The 15,635-nt window shown below is 40.2% G+C and carries 13 protein-coding genes and 3 tRNA genes; 11 read left to right on the forward strand and 5 right to left on the reverse strand.

Annotated features, from left to right (window positions below; translation table 11 throughout):
- Positions 1–6 precede the first annotated feature (6 nt).
- From alaS to HII17_RS11605, 11 genes are all read left to right on the forward strand, one after another.
- Positions 7–2,631, forward strand: a complete 2,625-nt coding sequence (alaS, locus tag HII17_RS11555; protein ID WP_169075515.1) for an alanine--tRNA ligase — start codon at positions 7–9, stop codon at positions 2,629–2,631.
- Positions 2,632–2,650: 19 nt separating this feature from the next.
- Positions 2,651–3,877, forward strand: coding sequence for an aspartate kinase (locus HII17_RS11560; protein WP_169075516.1), 1,227 nt, complete (start codon positions 2,651–2,653; stop codon positions 3,875–3,877).
- A gap of 137 nt (positions 3,878–4,014) precedes the next feature.
- Positions 4,015–4,212: a carbon storage regulator CsrA gene (gene csrA / locus HII17_RS11565; RefSeq protein WP_115999145.1), complete on the forward strand. Its 198-nt coding sequence runs from the start codon at positions 4,015–4,017 to the stop codon at positions 4,210–4,212.
- 154 nt (positions 4,213–4,366) lie between these two features.
- The gene (locus HII17_RS11570) at positions 4,367–7,099 is read left to right on the forward strand and encodes a M16 family metallopeptidase (RefSeq protein WP_235938713.1); all 2,733 of its coding nucleotides are present in this window, start codon (positions 4,367–4,369) and stop codon (positions 7,097–7,099) included.
- A 224-nt stretch (positions 7,100–7,323) separates the two neighbouring features.
- Positions 7,324–7,416: transfer RNA gene (locus tag HII17_RS11575), tRNA-Ser, on the forward strand.
- A gap of 55 nt (positions 7,417–7,471) precedes the next feature.
- Positions 7,472–7,548, forward strand: a tRNA-Arg gene (locus tag HII17_RS11580).
- A 69-nt stretch (positions 7,549–7,617) separates the two neighbouring features.
- Positions 7,618–7,694: transfer RNA gene (locus HII17_RS11585), tRNA-Arg, on the forward strand.
- 436 nt (positions 7,695–8,130) lie between these two features.
- A complete protein-coding gene (locus tag HII17_RS11590) occupies positions 8,131–8,394 on the forward strand; it encodes an OadG family protein (RefSeq protein ID WP_169075517.1) in 264 nt (87 codons plus the stop codon).
- 17 nt (positions 8,395–8,411) lie between these two features.
- Positions 8,412–10,193, forward strand: coding sequence for a sodium-extruding oxaloacetate decarboxylase subunit alpha (gene oadA / locus HII17_RS11595; protein WP_169075518.1), 1,782 nt, complete (start codon positions 8,412–8,414; stop codon positions 10,191–10,193).
- A 9-nt stretch (positions 10,194–10,202) separates the two neighbouring features.
- A complete protein-coding gene (locus HII17_RS11600; RefSeq protein WP_169075519.1) occupies positions 10,203–11,336 on the forward strand; it encodes a sodium ion-translocating decarboxylase subunit beta in 1,134 nt (377 codons plus the stop codon).
- Between the two features lie 71 nt (positions 11,337–11,407).
- Positions 11,408–12,118, forward strand: coding sequence for a substrate-binding periplasmic protein (locus tag HII17_RS11605; protein WP_169075520.1), 711 nt, complete (start codon positions 11,408–11,410; stop codon positions 12,116–12,118).
- 2 nt (positions 12,119–12,120) lie between these two features.
- Here HII17_RS11605 and pdxH read toward each other — a convergent pair whose 3' ends face one another.
- The 5 genes from pdxH to HII17_RS11630 form a co-directional block, all read right to left on the reverse strand.
- A complete protein-coding gene (gene pdxH / locus HII17_RS11610; RefSeq protein WP_169075521.1) occupies positions 12,121–12,774 on the reverse strand; it encodes a pyridoxamine 5'-phosphate oxidase in 654 nt (217 codons plus the stop codon).
- 93 nt (positions 12,775–12,867) lie between these two features.
- Entirely contained in the window at positions 12,868–14,169 is a 1,302-nt protein-coding gene (locus tag HII17_RS11615) for an amidohydrolase (RefSeq protein ID WP_169075522.1), read from the reverse strand.
- Positions 14,170–14,238: 69 nt separating this feature from the next.
- Positions 14,239–14,418, reverse strand: a complete 180-nt coding sequence (locus HII17_RS11620) for a PA3496 family putative envelope integrity protein (protein ID WP_169074974.1) — start codon at positions 14,416–14,418, stop codon at positions 14,239–14,241.
- A 149-nt stretch (positions 14,419–14,567) separates the two neighbouring features.
- Positions 14,568–15,158 (reverse strand): cytochrome c3 family protein, encoded by a 591-nt coding sequence (locus HII17_RS11625; protein ID WP_169075523.1) that lies wholly within the window; start codon positions 15,156–15,158, stop codon positions 14,568–14,570.
- Between the two features lie 9 nt (positions 15,159–15,167).
- Positions 15,168–15,629, reverse strand: coding sequence for a nitrate reductase cytochrome c-type subunit (locus HII17_RS11630; RefSeq protein WP_169075620.1), 462 nt, complete (start codon positions 15,627–15,629; stop codon positions 15,168–15,170).
- Positions 15,630–15,635: the final 6 nt, after the last annotated feature.

The following is a 15,635-nucleotide window of genomic DNA, read 5'->3' on the forward strand; positions in this document are numbered from 1 at the left end:
TATCCCATGACTAGAAGTAGTGCTGAAATTAGAACGGCATTTTTAAATTATTTTGCTTCAAAGCAACATCAAATCGTCCAAAGTGCTTCTTTAGTACCAGGAAACGATGCCACGTTACTATTTACCAATGCTGGTATGGTGCCATTTAAAGATGTGTTTTTAGGTGCTGAAAAGCGAAGCTACACCAGAGCAACTTCTTCTCAGCGTTGTGTTCGCGCAGGCGGTAAGCACAATGATTTAGAAAACGTTGGCTACACAGCACGCCATCATACTTTCTTTGAGATGCTTGGTAACTTTAGTTTTGGCGATTATTTCAAGCAAGACGCTATTAACTATGCTTGGGAATTTTTAACTGACGTTCTTCAATTACCAAAAGAAAAATTGTTAATCACAGTATATGAAACTGATGATGAAGCCTTCGATATTTGGAATAAGGAAATAGGTGTTCCAGCCGATAGAATTATTCGCATTGGCGATAAAAAAGGTGGCAAGAAATACGACTCTGATAACTTTTGGTCAATGGGTGATACTGGACCATGTGGCCCATGTTCAGAAATTTTCTATGATCATGGTGAACATATTTGGGGCGGCCCTCCTGGCTCTCCAGAAGAAGACGGTGATCGTTTTATTGAAATTTGGAACTTAGTTTTCATGCAGTTCAACCGTCACGCTGACGGAAATATGGAACAATTACCTAAGCCCTCAGTAGATACAGGCATGGGTTTAGAGCGAATTTCAGCTATTATGCAAGATGTGCATAGCAACTACGAAATTGATATTTTCCAAGGACTTATTGGTGCTGCTGCTTCACTACTTAACTGTAATGATATGGAAAACAAGTCGCTACGTGTGATTGCTGATCATATTCGTTCATGTAGCTTTATGATTGCTGATGGTGTTATGCCATCTAATGAAGGTCGAGGGTATGTATTGCGTCGCATCATTCGTCGCGCTATTCGCCACGGTCATAAACTTGGTGCCAAAGACTTCTTCTTCCACAAATTGGTCGCTGCATTAATTGAGCAAATGGGTGAAGCATATCCAGAACTTGTTAAACAACAGGCAGTTGTTGAGAAAATGTTACGCATAGAAGAAGAGCAATTTGGTCGCACATTAGATCGCGGCATGGCACTTCTAGAAGACATCATAAGTGACCTAGATGGTGATACGATCAATGGTGATGACGTATTCAAGTTATATGATACTTACGGTTTTCCAGCTGATTTAACCGCTGATATTGCACGTGAACGAGCACTTCGTATCGACCAAAATGGTTTTGATGTTGCAATGGGCCTACAACGTGAGCGCGCCCAGCAAGCAAGTCAATTCGGTACTGACTATAACGAACAATTAAAAACGGATAAGCAAACGCAGTTTAAGGGTTATACCAAACACGAATTTTCAAGCACAGTTGTAGAGCTTTTTAAAGACGGTGAAAGTGTTGCAGAATTGCAGGCGGATGAAAAAGGTGTAGTAGTTTTAGATAACACGCCATTTTATGCTGAATCAGGTGGTCAAGTTGGTGACACTGGCTTGCTTCATTTAGATGGTGGCATCTTTGAAGTTGCCGATACAGTGAAAGTCGGCAACGCTTTTGCGCATCACGGAGTTGCTCGTGTTGCAGTAGGTGTAAATCGCCGAGTTAAAGCTGAAATTGACGTTGAACGCCGTGAAAAAATTATCAAAAACCATACTGCAACGCACATTTTGCATGCGGCTTTACGTAAGGTACTTGGTGAGCACGTAACTCAAAAAGGCTCATTAGTCGATCCAGATAAATTGCGGTTTGACTTCTCGCACTTTGAAGCGGTTACAGCTGAAGAGCTAACACAGATCGAACGTATGGTTAATAGTGAAATACGACGTAACCTTGTTCGCGAAACAGAGCTAATGCAAATTGATGAAGCCAAAGAAAAAGGTGCCATGGCGTTATTCGGTGAAAAATACGATGACGAAGTGCGCGTGGTAACGTTAGGTGACTTTTCTACTGAGCTGTGTGGTGGTGTTCATGTGGAACGTACGGGTGATATCGGTTTATTTAAAGTCACTTCTGAGTCTGGTATTGCAGCTGGTGTACGTCGAATTGAAGCTGTTACTGCTGATGCAGCGCTTAACTATATCGATAGTCAAGCTGATACCTTATCGATGATAGCGTCTTTAGTAAAATCAGACGTTGCAAGTACGACAAGTAAAGTTGAGCAAATGATTGCTCGTTCGAAGCAACTAGAAAAAGAAATTGGTCAGTTAAAACAGCAATTAGCTTCTGCCGCAAGTGGTGATCTTGTCAGCCAAGCAGTTGACATTAATGGGGTAAAAGCACTTATCACTAATTTGGACGGTGTTGAATCTAAAGCGCTTCGCGGTATGGTTGACGAGCTTAAGGTGAAAATGGGTTCTGGTATTATTATGCTAGCGACGGCAAATGATGGAAAAGTTGGCTTAATTGCGGGTGTGACTAAAGATTTAACCGGCAAGGTTAAAGCTGGTGAGCTAGTCAACTTAGTTGCTCAGCAAGTTGGCGGTAAAGGGGGCGGGCGCCCTGATATGGCACAAGCCGGTGGCAGCCAACCAGAAAATATTCCTGCCGCGTTGGCGTTAGTACAACCTTGGTTGGCTGAAAAACTCAGCTAGCAGTTACAGGCAAAACTAAGTGGCAGTAATTGTTCAAAAATATGGGGGAACCTCGGTAGGTTCCCTTTCTCGTATAGAAGCAGTAGCTGAAAACATAATTGCTACTGTTCGCCAAGGACATCAAGTTGTTGTGGTACTTTCGGCTATGGCAGGTGAAACAAATCGATTGTTAGCTATGGCTCAGCAACTTGATAGTGAACCAGCAAGTCGTGAACTCGACATGCTACTGGCAACAGGTGAGCAAGTGAGCATTTCACTGTTAGCAATAGCTTTAGTAAAACAAGGAATATCTGCGATTTCTTTGTTGGCTCATCAAGTAGGTATAAAGACCGATAATCGTTTCAATGCCGCTAGGATAGAAAATATTGCTACTGAGCGTTTACATCAAGCTCTTGCTCAAGAACAGGTTGTTATTGTTGCTGGTTTTCAAGGACAAGACCGCGACAATAATATTACAACACTCGGCCGAGGAGGCTCTGACACTAGCGCTGTAGCGTTAGCTGTTGCACTGAAAGCGGCAGAAACTCAAATATTTACTGACGTTGATGGCGTTTACAGCGCGGATCCTCGAATTGTTGATAAAGCACAGCGCATCGGTCAACTAAGCTTTGAAGCTATGCTTGTTATGGCAAGTTTAGGGGCTAAAGTGCTACAAAACAGAGCCGTAGAATACGCTTTTAAGCATGGTATGCCGATAAGAGTCCTAAGTAGCTTTAAACCAGATCAAGGAACTATTATTTTGACCCAAGAACAACTATTAGCGGAAACATGTTTACCTACAATTATTTCTAGTATTGTTCATCATCAGCAAGAAGCGCTGGTGCTAATTGATGATATAGATAGTGTCTCGGTTTCTGAAATTTTTGTTGTATTAGGTAAAGAAAATATTGAAACGGACATGGTGACATTTAACCAAGTGTCACCTACTAAGAAGCAGGTAAGCTTTACCTTAGCGAGAGATATGCTAAGTAGTATGAAAAATGCGCTAAAGCAGATTACAACATGTAACAAATTTGGTACTATCCACACCTTCGATAATGTTGCTAAACTGTCAGCAATAGGTATCGGCATAAATTCTCATGCAAGTATTACGGGTACTATTTTATCGTTGCTTGCTGCTGAAGAAATTGACGTAAAGTTAATTTCAACCTCAGAAATAGCATGTTCTGTTGTAATTGATGAATCTGAACTGATTAAAGCTGTACGTTTGTTACATCATAAATTTGGATTAGATTTGTCTAGCTAAGTTATTATTTTTTTACAAATTTTGCAGATAAATTTAGGAAAATTTTTAAAAAGTGGTCTAACTTAGTAAAGGTCGTAGACCAAAACTAGCTTAAATATATATAGTGGATCTCATTTCATACATAAAGGAACCGTAGAATGTTAATATTAACTCGTCGCGTCGGTGAAACATTAATGATTGGTGACGACGTCACCGTGACTGTACTAGGTGTTAAAGGTAACCAAGTACGTATAGGTGTAAATGCACCTAAAGAAGTATCTGTGCATCGCGAAGAAATTTATATGCGTATACAAGCTGAAAAAGGCGACTCAGAGCCTTCAGGTAATCAGTTTTAAACATATCCATGAAAAGGCCGGTTTTACCGGCCTTTTTTCTGTCCAGTAAATTCTTCATCTGTTAAACCAATGCTTGCTATTCATCTTGCTGAGTTATATCGTTAGGTCAACGTCTTTATTTAACAAAAAATTAACAATTATAAAGGAGACTTGGATGTTCCTCACTCGAATGCGTAAGCATTTATTCGTTACCTCTATCGTATGTAGTGGTTTAAGCTTAATTTCGTTAGGTGCAATAGCCGCAGAAAAAGTAGCAACAATAGAAGGTATTTCCGAATACCGATTAGATAATGGTTTACAGGTATTATTATTTCCTGACCAAACTAAAGAGACTGTTACGGTAAACGTTACTTACCACGTAGGATCTAAGCATGAGAACTATGGTGAAACGGGTATGGCTCATTTACTTGAGCATCTTGTTTTTAAAGGTACCCCTCGCCATAAAGACATTCCTGCTGAACTAAGTTCACACGGTGCCCGTCCAAATGGTACAACCTGGACAGATCGCACAAACTATTTTGAAACCTTTACTGCATCAGAAGAAAACATTAATTGGGCGCTTGATATGGAAGCGGACCGTATGGTGAATTCTTTTATTGCGAAGAAAGATCTTGATAGTGAAATGACGGTGGTTCGTAACGAATTTGAGCGTGGAGAAAATAGCCCTTTTCGCGTTACGCTTCAGCGAATGATGGCGACTGCGTTTGAATGGCATAACTACGGTAAATCAACCATTGGTGCACGTGCAGACTTGGAAAATGTATCGATAGATCGTTTAAAAGCTTTCTATAAGAAATATTACCAACCTGATAACGCGACCTTAATTGTGGCGGGTAAATTTGAAAGCAAAGAGATGCTTGATAAAATTGAGCAGTATTTTGGCGTTATACCAAAGCCAGAACGAACAATTGAACCGCTTTATACGCAAGACCCTGCACAAGACGGTGAACGCCAAGTTAATGTTCGACGTGTAGGTGATGTGCAATTAGTGGGTAATATTTATCATGTACCAGCAGGTTCTCATGCTGATTTCCCAGCGTTAGATGTAGCGACAGAAATTTTTGGCGCAAATTCTACCGGTCGTTTATATAAAGGACTTGTTGAAGAGAAATTGGCAAGTCGAGCGTTTGGTTTTAACTTCCAATGGCAAGAGCCTGGTGTAGCTATTTATTTTGCTGAAGTTGATAAAGACTTTGATTTAGATAAAACACAAGCGGCTTTAGATGCAACAATCGAAAGCGTATTAAACAACCCATTTACTGAAGAAGAAGTTGAGCGTGCCAAACGCACTTTGGTTAAGAATATTGAGCTTGGTTTTAACTCATCAGAACGTATTGCTTTAGACTTAAGTGAATGGGTTGGTATGGGTGATTGGCGTTTACTTTTCTTAAATCGTGACCGAATCGAAAAAGTCACCAAAGAAGATGTTCAACGTGTTGCAACTACTTACTTAGTGAGAAATAACCGTACAACAGGTAAATTCTTACCAACAGATAAGCCTGAGCGTGTTGAAATCCCTCAAGTCGAAAATATTGCAGAAATGCTTAAAGGTTATAAAGGGCGTGAGAACGTTGCTCAAGGTGAAGCGTTTGATCCAAGTCATGACAACATTGATAGCCGCACGCGTACTGTTACACTAGATAACGGAGTGAAAGTAGCACTACTTACTAAGAAAACTCGTGGCGAATCAGTTGTATTTACCTTATCAAGCCAAATGGGTGATCTTAAGTCGCTTAAGGATATGTCTTCGATTGGTGACTTAACGGGGTCAATGTTAATGCGTGGTAGTGAAAACTATACTCGTGAACAATTAAAAGATGAGTTTGATAAGTTAAAAGCTAATGCAAGCATCGGTGGCTCGGCGCAAGGTAGCTTTGCTCGTATTGTTACTACTAAGGAGAACTTGGTTCCTGCAATTAACTTAGCTGCAGAAGTGCTGAAGAAGCCTGCATTTGATAAGAAAGAGTTTGAACAATTGGTATCAACAACTGAAGTTGATATTGAGCAACAACTTCAAGATCCTCAAGCAATAGCATTTAGAGAGTACTCAAGAAAACAAAATCCATTTGATAAGTCTCATCCTCGTTATATTCCAACGATGGAAGAAGAGTTAGCCTTGCTGAAAAGCGTTCAGTTGAAAGACTTAAACGCATTCCATAACAAATTTTATGGCGCAAACAACATGCAAGTAAGTGTAGTAGGTGACTTTAATGAAAAAGCGGTCATTGACTCTCTTAACGAGTTATTTGGTGATTGGAAGTCAAAAACCGACTACGAACGAATTGCTCACCCATACCACAAGCTAAAAGTCGAAAATAAAGACTTTAATACACCAGATAAAGAGAATGCTGTATTTGTTGCTGCTGTTAGTTTACCCGTTGGTATGAATAGCAAAGATGCACCAGCGCTTGAGTTAGCGAACTATATCTTTGGTGGTGGCTTCTTGAATAGTCGCTTGGCAACACGTTTACGTCAAAAAGATGGGTTAAGCTATGGCGCAGGTTCTTTTGTTCGCATGAGTAACAGTGAGGCGCGCGCCTCTATGGGGGCTTACGCGATTTGTGCACCACAAAACTTGAATAAAGTAGAAGTTGGTTTTAAAGAAGAGCTAGCTCGTTTAATTAAAGATGGTTTTACAGATGAAGAGATTGAATCTGCAAAATCAGGTTTATTACAAGGTAAACGTGTGAGCCGTTCTCAAGACCGAGAATTGGTTAGCAAGTTAAACGGAAATCTCTATTACGATAGAAATATGCAATTTAGCAAAAAGTATGAAGACAAACTAAGTAAGCTTTCTAAAGAAGATGTACATAAAGTTGTTAAGAAATACTTAAAAGTTGCCGATTTCTCTATTATTAAAGGTGGAGATTTCAGTAAAGTGGAGTAATTCTTTATAGAATGTGAGAAAGGCTACCATTTGGTAGCCTTTTTTATTGGCCTAGCTATCAATATGAAAGAGTAATTTTTACAGCCTATCTAACGGATTCAGTAGATTAATTAAGAGTAAATTGTGTTAAAACTAGTCGTGTTGCCTGAATTCTCACCAAACAGATAAAAAAGCAAAAAAACTGTTTGACTTATTTTTAAGATCCATTAATATTCGCACCCACTGGTGAGATGGCCGAGTGGCTGAAGGCGCTCCCCTGCTAAGGGAGTATACGGTTTGTAGCCGTATCGAGGGTTCAAATCCCTCTCTCACCGCCATTGATTCAATGGTTGGTAAATCCTGATTCGGGATGTAAAATAAAGAATATGCGACGGACGCGTAGCTCAGCTGGATAGAGTACCTGGCTACGAACCAGGCGGTCGCAGGTTCGACTCCTGCCGCGTCCGCCACTTTTTTAAAGTGGTAATTCGCAAACAAGCAGCTAATATTAAGGCTGGTTAAAGAAATTAATATACCGCGGACGCGTAGCTCAGCTGGATAGAGTACCTGGCTACGAACCAGGCGGTCGCAGGTTCGACTCCTGCCGCGTCCGCCACTTTTCTCTTTTGAGAGTAAAAAAACCAGTCTTATGACTGGTTTTTTTTCGCCTGTAATTTATTAAAATTACCAACACTTCCTTCCATATCTCGAATCTAAATACGCAATATTCAAAATAACTATTAGCATTATATTTTTAAGCTTTATAAATACGATATTTACAATTCTGCATAGTGGTATATACAAGTTAAATTGTATACAAAACTTTATCTTCCTAGAATATTTAAGAACTCAAAGAAAATATTATTGTATACAATATTACTTTTTAGTCGGTTTGTTGTGAATAAATATCAAAATAATATGAATATTTACCATGTTTTTCGTGTTTTTTGTCTTGACAATAAACTTTTTATCAATTTTGTTTATTTCTTGATTGATTTTTAGATATTGGAGTGATTATTCTAATGTTACTATTTTTTGAACGAGAGTAACTAATGGAATCACTTAGCCAACTATTTATTGAAGCTGGCACGTTAATGTTAGCCGGAATGGTTTTCGTTTTCGCTTTTTTAGGCATACTGGTAATAATCATTAATACTGTATTAAAGCCGTTAGCCAATAAATACCCTGATCCAGTTGCGCAAGCAGTTACTCGACCTACCATTAATAAAACGGCGGGAAGCGATGGTGTATCACCATCTGTTGTTGCAGCAATTTCTGCAGCAATTAGCCAATACCGTCAAAAACATAAAGAATAATAAATAGGAGCATCGTTATGACAAAGCCATTAGGTATCACAGAGGTTGTTTTAAGAGACGGCCATCAATCATTGCTCGCAACGCGTTTACGCTTAGAGGACATGCTTCCTATCGCACCGAAACTTGATGAGATTGGATTCTGGTCAATTGAATCATGGGGTGGCGCAACATTTGATTCTTGTATCCGTTACTTAGGTGAAGATCCTTGGCACCGTATTCGCGAGCTTAAAAAAGCGATGCCAAACACAAAACAACAAATGTTATTCCGAGGTCAAAATATTTTAGGCTATCGTCACTACGCTGATGACGTTGTAGAGAAGTTTGTTGAACGTGCACATGTTAACGGTGTTGATGTTTTCCGAATTTTTGATGCAATGAACGATGTACGTAACTTACAGACTGCAATTAAAGCTGCCGTTAAAGTAGGGGCACATGCTCAAGGTACTCTAAGCTTTACTGAAAGTCCTGTTCATACGCTGGAAGGCTGGTTAACTATGGCTAAGCAGTTGGAAGATATGGGTGCTCATTCTTTATGTATTAAAGACATGGCAGGTCTTCTTAAGCCATATGATGCACAAGAACTTATTTCTAAATTAAAAGAAACTGTTTCTTTACCAATTGCATTGCACTGTCACGCAACGACTGGCTTAAGTGTTGCAACTCATATGAAAGCGATTGATGCAGATATTGATGTCATCGATACCTCAATATCGTCTATGAGTATGACCTATGGGCACTCACCAACAGAAACGATTGTTTCAGCTGTCGAAGGCTCGCCACGTGATACTGGTTTAGATATGACTAAATTGGCTGAAGTGGCAGCATACTTCCGCGATGTTCGTGAAAAGTACGCCAAATTTGAAGGTAGCTTAAAAGGTGTTGATGCGCGTATTTTATTAGCGCAGGTGCCTGGTGGCATGTTAACCAATATGGAAAGTCAGTTGCGTGAGCAAGGTGCAGCAGATCGTTTAGATGAAGTACTTACGGAAATTCCAAAAGTAAGAAAAGACTTAGGTTATATTCCGCTAGTAACCCCTACATCACAGATTGTTGGTACGCAGTCAGTACTTAATGTTTTAACCGGTGAACGTTATAAAACAATTACTAAAGAAACTGCGGGTGTGCTTAAAGGCGAATATGGTGCAACAGCAGCTCCAGTTGATGCCGAACTACAAGCACGTGTTTTAGATGGCGCTGAAGCGATTACAGGGCGTCCTGCAGACTTATTAGATCCAGAAGTTGACAACCTAACAGCTGAGCTTGAAGGTTTAGCGAAAGAGAAGGGAATTTCACTTGCTGATGATGTGATTGATGATGTACTAACATACGCACTATTCCCTCAAATTGGCTTGAAGTTTTTAGAGAATCGTAATAACCCTGAAGCATTTGAACCTGTGCCAACTAAGCAAGATGCGGCGCCTTCTGCTGCTGCTGCTCCTGCAAGCACTGGCCCAACTGAAGGTTATTCAGTGAGTGTAGATGGTAAAGTATACGACGTCGTTGTTGGTCCAAGTGGCTCTGTGACTTCTGTCGCATCGACATCTGCCGCAGATGCAGCAATAAAGCAAACGGCTTCAGTATCAGCAGAAGAAACACTAAATGCACCTTTGGCTGGGAATATTTTCAAGGTATTAGTAAACGAAGGTCAAGACGTTGCCGAGGGCGAAGTCGTGATCATCATGGAAGCCATGAAAATGGAAACTGAAGTTCGAGCAGTTACTGCAGGTAAAGTTGTTGGTTTGCATGCTAAAGAAGGTGATGCGGTCGCGGTAGGCGATGCATTACTAAGTTTGGCATAGGGGTCAGTAATGGAGCAGTTACATACTCTTTGGATGTCGACAGGTTTAGCAAACTTTGAAGGTGGCCAGATCATCATGATGCTGGTTGGCTGTGGGTTACTATTTTTAGCAATAGCTAAAAACTTTGAACCATTGCTTTTATTACCGATGGGATTTGGTGCAATTCTCACTAATATACCTGTTGCTGGCTTTTCAGAAATTGGTGGCCTATTACATTACGTATACTACGTAGGTATCGATACAGGCATATTTCCGCTCCTGATCTTTATGGGAGTAGGGGCTATGACAGATTTTGGTGCTTTGATTGCAAACCCCAAAACGCTATTTTTAGGCGCTGCAGCTCAATTTGGTATATTCGCAACGTTATTTGGTGCAATCGCGTTAAACGCCGTTCCTGGCTTTGAGTTTTCACTACAAGATGCGTCAGCTATTGCTATTATTGGTGGTGCAGATGGCCCGACAGCTATTTTCCTAGCATCTAAACTTGCCCCTGATTTACTTGGCGCAATTGCTGTAGCTGCATATTCATATATGGCATTAGTGCCTATTATTCAGCCGCCAATTATGAAACTGTTTACTAACGAACAGGAGCGTAAAATTGAGATGGCGCAGTTACGTCATGTGACAAAAGTGGAAAAAATAATCTTTCCTCTTGCGGTATTGTTAATGGCGATTTTCTTCTTGCCAGCTGCAACACCACTCGTAGGTATGTTTTGCTTAGGTAACTTGATGCGTGAATGTGGCGTAGTAGATCGTTTAAGTTCTACGGCACAGAATGAGTTGATTAACATTGTTACTATCTTCCTTGGATTAGGTGTTGGCTCAAAGTTAAGTGCAGACGCTTTTCTAAATGTTGAAACTTTAGGTATCTTAGCGTTGGGTGCTGTAGCGTTCTCGATTGGAACAGCGTCAGGTGTTTTAATGGCTAAGCTGATGAACAAGTTATCTAAGGAACAGGTTAACCCATTAATAGGCGCTGCTGGAGTTTCAGCAGTACCTATGGCCGCACGTGTGGCTAATAAAGTAGGGCTAGAAGCAAATCCACATAACTTCTTATTGATGCATGCTATGGGACCAAACGTTGCCGGCGTATTAGGTTCAGCAGTTGCTGCGGGTATTTTATTGGCACTTGTTGGCCAATAATCTCTATAAAAAACTGTTAAATATTAATCCCTTGAACTACGCTTTTATAGGAATAGTTCGAGGGATTTTTTTTGAAAGCTTTTTTGATCTTAACGTTATGCTTTCTCTGCATGAAGGCGGTAGGGAGAGGCGCTAATAATGAATTGGTAATGGCCTTACCTGTTCAAGGAAACCCTCCATATTCATTCGCAGGAGAGCACCCAAACAAAGGCGTATATAAAGAACTATTTGGTCGTTTATTCAACGAAACACCATTCGAGTTGTCCTACGTTTACTTATCTAACCCTAGAATTAGAAGCAATTTTAGTGAAGAGAAAATTGATGTTGAATGTTGCCCGATTGAAGCTTGGCGGGTGAATGAGCAAGATATATCTTTATATACAGAGCCATTATTTTCGACGCGCGATATGTTAGTTTTTGCTGATGGACAGAAAAAAGTCGTGCATTCGTTATCTGGTATGCAAGTCGCCGTAATAGCAGGTTATGGATACAAAGATGATCACCTTTTTGAGCGATTAGATGTCACAAGCGAGCTACTTATTTTAAAGCTAGTCGCAAGTGGTAGGGTGCCTGTGGGGATTGTTGATGAACAAATAGCTAATTACCTTATAAAAAGCCATCAATTATCGGTAGAACTTGGTCAAGTACATGAAGCTGTTGAGCGGCCATTAAGGTTGCACTTAAAACATAAAGATAAACTAGCTGAAATTAATCGAGCAATCCGTAAAGTAAAGGCCCAAGGTGTTGTTGAAAAAGTCTTGGGCGACTACGTTAATCAATAGCTTTAAGGGTGAAGCTTACAAGTGCTCCAGCTTTCCTGATGTTTTTCAAAGCATAGTCTATCGTGCAATCGGCTAGCCCGTCCTTGCCAGAACTCTAAATACTGAGGCTTTACACGCCAACCACCCCAAAATTCAGGTAATGGTACTTCACCATCAGGGTATTGTTGCTCCATTTGAGCGACACGATCTTTAAGTTCATTATCATGTTTGAGTTTTTGGCTTTGCTTAGATGCCCAAGCGCCAATTTGGCTTCCTCTGTCACGACTGTGGAAATAAGCTTCAGATTGGGGTTTAGATATTTTTTCTACCGTACCCTCTATTCGTACTTGTCGCTGAAGGACATTCCAGTGAAAAAGCAGTGCAACCTTTTGATTTTCAATAAGCTCTTGGCTTTTCTTACTGCCGTAGTTGGTATAAAAGACAAAACCTTGATGATCAAACTCTTTTAATAACACCATGCGGGAGCTTGGTTGCCCTTCATTGTTTACCGTACTAACTGACATTGCTTCTGGTAATAAAATTCCCGATTTATTGGCATCATTAAACCATTGTTCAAACAGTGAATGTGGATCAGTGTTGTCATCAATTGCTGGCATAGGTAAGGCAACACCTTGACCAAATGTTAGCAGGCAACGAATTTTTTCTAAGAAGGTCATTATTGATATAGCTATTGTGGTTTATGGCTGTATTTTAACAGTGTAAGGCTATGACAAGCTAGCACCTTATTGATGCTAGCTTGTCATTAAATGTTACTTCTTTTGCATATAATCAATAGTTAAATTGGTTAGTAGCTTTACACCTAACTCCATGCCACTTTCGTCAATTTTAAACTCTGGTGTATGATGGCCTGGTGCTTGGTGAGCTGGTATGTCTTTGCTTTTCCCACCGACAAATAAATAAAGTCCTGGAACTTCTTCTTGAAAAAATGAGAAATCTTCGGCCCCAGTGACGGCTTTTGTTAATTTGGCATTTCCTGCGCCGGCAGTAGCATGCAGAGTGGGTAGCATTTGCTTCATTAATGAAGGATCGTTATAGGTGATTGGGTATTGATAATCGAGAGGTAAGGTAACTTCAGCAGTGGTGTTCATACTTTCAGCTATTTTGGTTGCTTTACGATGAACCGCTTCATGAATATGCTCTCGAATTTCTGGATTCAGTGAACGTATGGTACCGACAAGCTCGACTTCATCAGGAATAATGTTTGATCGATTACCACCATGGATCATTCCGACAGTTACGACAGCAGCACTGTCAATTAGCTTTACTTCGCGGCTAACAATGGTCTGTAATCCTAAAATAATTTGTGCGGCAGAAACAATTGGATCGGCACTTAACCACGGGTAGGCGCCATGAGATTGTTTGCCCTTAATTACAATTTTATAAGGATCGACTGCGGCCATTATCCCTTCTGCTTTGTATTCCACCGTATTTACATCTAAATCTGAGCTTATATGAAGACCAAAAATTACATCTACATCAGGATTTTTAAGTACACCTTCTTCAACCATCACCTCGGCTCCACCTCTTTCGCCTCTAGGAGCACCTTCTTCTGCAGGTTGAAATATGAATTTTACTTTACCCGTTAAACTACCTTTCATTTCCGTCAAAATTTTTGCTGCGCCCATTAGCATTGCGATATGGGTATCGTGACCACATGCATGCATAACACCAACGTCCATACCATTGTTGGTTGAGCGAACTTTTGAAGCAAAAGCTAGGTCAGTATTCTCTGTTACTGGAAGTCCATCTATATCTGCACGCAGTGCGACCACTGGACCAGGTTTTCCAGAGTCTAGCACAGCAACAACCCCTGTTTTAGCGACCCCAGTTTCCACCTCTAAACCTAATTCATTAAGATATTTGGCGATGGTTTTAGCCGTATTAAATTCGCGATTTGATAGTTCTGGGTATTGATGGAAATGTCTACGCCACTTAACAACGTCAGGTTGAATTTCTGCGGCCATTTTTGCGACTAAATCTTGGTTTTTATTGGCCAAAGCAACTTGGGGAAGGGATAAGGCAATGGCAGAAGCTATTAATAATTTTTTCATGGTAACGACTCATATTTATTATTTGTCATTACCATACTGTAAAGCTGAAAAATTAGCTAATCGTTGGCGTTATACGTCCCAATCGTCAGAATCATCTAATAATTCTTTGAGTCGTTTTTTTTCTAACAGCTCATCTATGCGTTTACGGACCTTTGAATTTTTAATCGCCTGTTCGCCGCTAGCTAGGTCTTTTTCATAGTCGGACGCGTCTGTAGGAGTTGTTGAGCTTTTTGATTCGCGATAAGACATCTTTACATTCCTTAACCTACTTTAATTTCAAAAAAGTACTGAACAAAAAAATGCCAGCAATGCCGTTAGATAAGCATGGCTGGCATTAATTTGAACATAGGCAACAAATGTCAAATTTTCAAACTTTAATTGTCTTCTATGTCTTGAGTTTACTCCCAACCTTCTACATTCGACATGTCAGGAAGTTCGTGAGCAATACCTTTATGGCAATCGATACAAGTTTTTTCGCCACTAGCTAGTGACGTTGAATGCATCTTAGATGCTCGGCTACTTTGAACTGAGAAGTCCATATAGTCGAAGTTATGACAGTTACGACACTCCAAAGAATCGTTGGCTTTCAAACGGCGCCACTCGTTTTCAGCTAGGCGACGGCGATGAGCCAAAAACTTCTCTCGAGTATTAATTGTTCCGAATATTGCACCCCAAACCTCTTTCGAAGCTTGCATTTTACGTGCAATTTTGTCGGTCCAATTATGTGGAACATGACAGTCTGGGCAGGTCGCTCTTACGCCAGAACGGTTACTAAAGTGGATAGTAGGTTTAAGTTCTTCGTAAACGTTAGCTTCCATCTCATGGCATGAAATACAGAATTCTTCGGTATTTGTTACTTCTAGGGCGGTATTAAAACCACCCCAAAAGATAATGCCAGCAATGAAGCCACCCAATACTAAGAAACCTAAGCTAAAATGAACGCTCGGCTTTCTAATGGTTTGCCAAGCGATTGTTAAGACACGTTTCATCTTACACCTCTACTTAGCTTTAGCATTTTGTTTAGTCTGCGTATGCATATCAACAAAGGTATTTTCTACTTCTGGCTTAGTATCAAATTGATTGACATGACATTGATTACAAAAATAGCGACGAGGTGAAATTTCAGCTAAGAAGTTACCTTCTCTATCCATGTAATGTGTAACACTAACCATTGGCGCTTGTGATTCCTCTGTACGCTGACGACTGTGACATGACATACATTTATTGCTGTTTAAAGTCACTTCGTAATTACGCGTCGTATGAGGGATAATTGGCGGCTGCATTGGGTAGCTACGTTTTTGTTTAATGTCACTATTAATCACTTTGGGTATAGCAGTAGTTTTCTTTTGCTCATTTAGCGCGGTGTTATCGCGTAATGTTGCAATATTAGAACTTTCTGCTTGTACATAAGTAACTGCCGCACTAACGACTAGAACAAGAGTTGTTATTAATTTTTTCATCATTGC

This window comes from Thalassotalea algicola, assembly GCF_012932965.1.
Taxonomy (GTDB): Bacteria; Pseudomonadota; Gammaproteobacteria; order Enterobacterales; family Alteromonadaceae; genus Thalassotalea_F; species Thalassotalea_F algicola.

What these genes read in the sequence shown, in the direction of transcription:
- alaS (WP_169075515.1), top strand. Translation starts at nt 7, where the DNA reads ATGACTAGAAGTAGTGCTGAAATTAGAACGGCATTTTTAAATTATTTT.
- csrA (WP_115999145.1), top strand. Translation starts at nt 4,015, where the DNA reads ATGTTAATATTAACTCGTCGCGTCGGTGAAACATTAATGATTGGTGAC.
- HII17_RS11570 (WP_235938713.1), top strand. Translation starts at nt 4,367, where the DNA reads ATGTTCCTCACTCGAATGCGTAAGCATTTATTCGTTACCTCTATCGTA.
- HII17_RS11590 (WP_169075517.1), top strand. Translation starts at nt 8,131, where the DNA reads ATGGAATCACTTAGCCAACTATTTATTGAAGCTGGCACGTTAATGTTA.
- oadA (WP_169075518.1), top strand. Translation starts at nt 8,412, where the DNA reads ATGACAAAGCCATTAGGTATCACAGAGGTTGTTTTAAGAGACGGCCAT.
- HII17_RS11600 (WP_169075519.1), top strand. Translation starts at nt 10,203, where the DNA reads ATGGAGCAGTTACATACTCTTTGGATGTCGACAGGTTTAGCAAACTTT.
- pdxH (WP_169075521.1), bottom strand. Translation starts at nt 12,774, where the DNA reads ATGACCTTCTTAGAAAAAATTCGTTGCCTGCTAACATTTGGTCAAGGT.
- HII17_RS11615 (WP_169075522.1), bottom strand. Translation starts at nt 14,169, where the DNA reads ATGAAAAAATTATTAATAGCTTCTGCCATTGCCTTATCCCTTCCCCAA.
- HII17_RS11620 (WP_169074974.1), bottom strand. Translation starts at nt 14,418, where the DNA reads ATGTCTTATCGCGAATCAAAAAGCTCAACAACTCCTACAGACGCGTCC.
- HII17_RS11625 (WP_169075523.1), bottom strand. Translation starts at nt 15,158, where the DNA reads ATGAAACGTGTCTTAACAATCGCTTGGCAAACCATTAGAAAGCCGAGC.
- HII17_RS11630 (WP_169075620.1), bottom strand. Translation starts at nt 15,629, where the DNA reads ATGAAAAAATTAATAACAACTCTTGTTCTAGTCGTTAGTGCGGCAGTT.